Genomic DNA, 3,390 nt, shown 5'->3' on the forward strand with positions numbered 1-3,390 from the left:
GTGCGAGCGCGAGGGTGTCCGGGCGCGCATGATCCCGGTCGACTACGCCTCGCACTCGGCCCACGTGGACGCGGTGCGCGACGAGGTCGCCGAACTGTCGGCGAGCGTACGGCCGTTGGCTGGCCGCATCGCGATGTACTCCACGGTCACCGGTGAAGTGGTCGCCGACCCCGAGCAGGTGGCGGGTTCGTACTGGTTCGACAACCTGCGCGGCACCGTCCGCCTGGACACGGCGGTCGCGTCGGCGGTCGCGGACGGCCACACGCTGTTCCTGGAGTGCAGCCCCCACCCCGGCCTCGTCGTCCCCATCGCCGACCAGCTGGAGGACACCCCCGGCGCCGCCGTCCTGGAGACCCTGCGCCGCGACGAGGGCGGCCCCGAGCGCCTGGTCACGGCCCTGTCCGCCGCCTTCGTCGCCGGCCTGCCCGTCGACTGGGCCACCCAGCTCCCCGCCGGACCCCGGGTCGACCTGCCGACCTACCCCTTCCAGCGCGAGCGCTACTGGGTGACGGCCGCCGACGCCGCGTCCTCCGGCGCCGGGTGCGGCCAACTCGCCGTCGACCACCCGGTCCTGGGCGCCGCCGTCGAGCTGGCGGACGGCTCCGGGACGGTGCTGACCGGCCGCCTTTCCCTCTCCACCCACCCCTGGCTCGCCGATCACGCCGTACTCGGCACGGTCATCGCCCCCGGCACGCTGTTCGTCGAGCTCGCCCTGCAAGCCGGACACCAGGTCGGCCTCGGCGAGATCGCCGAACTGACGCTGCTTTCACCGCTCGTGCTGCCCGAGACGGCCGGCACCCGGCTCCAGGTCGTCGTCGGCGCGCCGGGCGCGGACGGCGCCCGCGAGATCGGCATCCACTCCCGGCCGGAGGACGCACCCGCCGAGGAACCCTGGACCCGGCACGCCACCGGCACCCTGGTCGGGCCGGCCGAGGGAGCCGACGCCGACGCGCCGGACCTCACCGCCTGGCCGCCGCCGGGCGCCTCGCCCGTCGCGACCGACGGCGTCTACGAGCGGCTGGGCGTGGCCGGCTTCGACTACGGGCCGGCCTTCCAGGGCCTGCGCCTGGCCTGGCGGCGCGGCGACGAGCTGTTCGCCGAGGTCGAACTCCCCGGGGGTCCCGACCGGTTCACCCTGCACCCCGCCCTGCTGGACGCCGCCGTCCACGCGCTGGCGATCGCCCGGACGCCCGAGGCACAGGGCGCCGGGGCGCGGGTGGCCTTCGCCTGGCGCGGCGTCCGGTGGGCGGCGGGCGCCTCCCGCCTGCGGGTCCGGCTGGCGCCCGCCGGGACGGACGCGGTGTCGCTGCACCTGGCGGACGACACCGGGGCGGGTGTCGCGTCGGTGGCGGCGCTCACCGTCCGCCCGGTCACGGCGGAGCAGCTGCGCCCGGCGGGCCCGACGCACCGCGACGCGCTGTTCCGGGTGGAGTGGCGGGAGCAGCCCGCGCCCGGCTCGGCGTCGGTGCCGCCGTGGGCGCTGCTCGGCCCGGACGCGTCGGGCCTGGCCGCGCGGCTGCCCGAGGAGCACCGGCCGATCGCCCGGTTCGAGGACCTGGCGGCTGCTGCCGGGGCCGACGAGCCGGTCCCCGCGACGGTCGTGGTGCCCGTCCCGGCGGCGCCCGAGGCCGGGGAGGACGTCCCCGCCCGGACCCGTAGGCTGCTGGGTTCGGTGCTCGGCCTGTTGCAGGCCTGGTTGGCGGAGGACCGGTTCGACGGTTCCCGCCTGCTCGTCGCCACCACCGGCGCGCTCGCCGCCCGCCCCGGCGAGCCCGTCGCCGACGTCGCGGCGGCCGCGGTCCAGGGCTTGGTGCGCTCGGCGCAGTCGGAGCACCCCGGCCGGTTCGGGCTCCTCGACCTCGACGGCGGCGACGCCTCGCTCACCCGGTGGCCGCTCGCGCTGGCCGCCGAGGAGCCGCAACTGGCGCTCCGGGACGGGACGTTGCTCGTGCCCCGGCTGGTCCGCGCGACCCCCTCGCCGACCGCCGAGCGCCGGCTCGACCCGGCGGGCACCGTGCTGGTCACCGGAGCCACCGGCGGCCTGGGCGCGCGCGTCGCCCGCCACCTGGTGGCGAAGCACGGCGTGCGCCGGCTCCTGCTGCTGTCCCGGCGCGGCACCGCCGCCCCGGACGCCGCCGCACTCCTCTCCGAGCTCGCCGAGCTGGGCGCCGAGGCCACCCTGCTGGCCTGCGACCTCGCCGACCGGGCGGCTCTGGCCGGGGCCCTCGCCCGGGTGCCCGCCGAGCACCCGCTGACCGCCGTGGTCCACACCGCGGGCATCGTCGACGACGGAGTGGTCGAGACCCTGACGGCCGACCACCTGGACCGGTCCCTCCGGCCCAAGGCCGACGGCGCGCACCACCTGCACGAGCTCACCCGGGACGCCGAACTCGCCGCCTTCGTGCTGTTCTCCTCCGGAGCGACCACCTTCGGCGGGCCCGGCCAGGGCAACTACGCCGCCGCCAACGCCTTCCTGGACGGCCTGGCGCAGCACCGCCGGGCCCTCGGCCTGCCGGCGATCTCCCTCGCCTGGGGCCTGTGGGGCGGCGAGCTGGGCATGGGCGGGCGGCTGAGCGAGGCCGACCTGGCCCGCTGGGCGCGGACCGGCGCGGTGGCGATGCCCGCCGAGGAGGCACTGGGCCTGTTCGACCTCGCGCTCGCCGATTCGGCCGACACCCTCGTGCCCGCGCACCTGGACCTCCCGGCCATCCGCGCCCGGGCGGCCTCCGTGCCCGCGCTGTTCCGCGACCTGCTGGGAACGGCGGGCCTCCGCCGCGCCCCGGAACCGACCGGCGGACCGACGGCCGCCCGGATCGCGGCGCTCGCGGCGGACGAACGCGAACCGGCACTGCTGGAGCTCGTCCGCACCGAGGCCGCGGGCGTGCTGGGCCACCGGTCCGCGGACGCGGTGCACGCGGCCCGCGCCTTCAAGGACCTCGGCTTCGACTCGCTGACCGGTGTCGAGCTGCGCAACCGGCTGGCCGGCGCCACCGGCCTGCGGCTGCCGTCGACGCTCGTCTTCGACTACCCGACGCCCGCCCGGCTCGCCGCCCACCTCCTGGAACGGCTGCTCGGCGCCGCACCGGACGCCGCGCCCCCGGCGATCGCCGCCGCACCCGTGGACGGCGACCCGGTCGTGATCGTCGGCATGGGCTGCCGCTTCCCCGGCGAGGTCGGCTCGCCGCAGGACCTCTGGGACCTGGTCGCCGCCGGCCGTGACGCGATCACCGACTTCCCGACCGACCGGGGCTGGGACGTGGGCGCGCTGTTCGACCCCGACCCGGAGGCCAGCGGGAAGAGCTACGTCCGGCGCGGCGGATTCCTGTCCGGCGTCGCCGAGTTCGACGCCGAGTTCTTCGGGATCTCCCCGCGCGAGGCGCTGGCCATGGA

General features: G+C 77.7%; 1 protein-coding gene. It reads left to right on the plus strand.

The genetic code is table 11. The annotated features are described in order from the left end of the window. Positions 1–28: 28 nt before the first annotated feature. A partial coding sequence (locus tag VM95_RS37235; protein ID WP_279616863.1) for a type I polyketide synthase occupies positions 29–3,390 on the plus strand: 3,362 nt, incomplete at its 3' end.

The organism is Streptomyces rubellomurinus (assembly GCF_000961885.1).
GTDB lineage: Bacteria > Actinomycetota > Actinomycetes > Streptomycetales > Streptomycetaceae > Kitasatospora > Kitasatospora rubellomurina.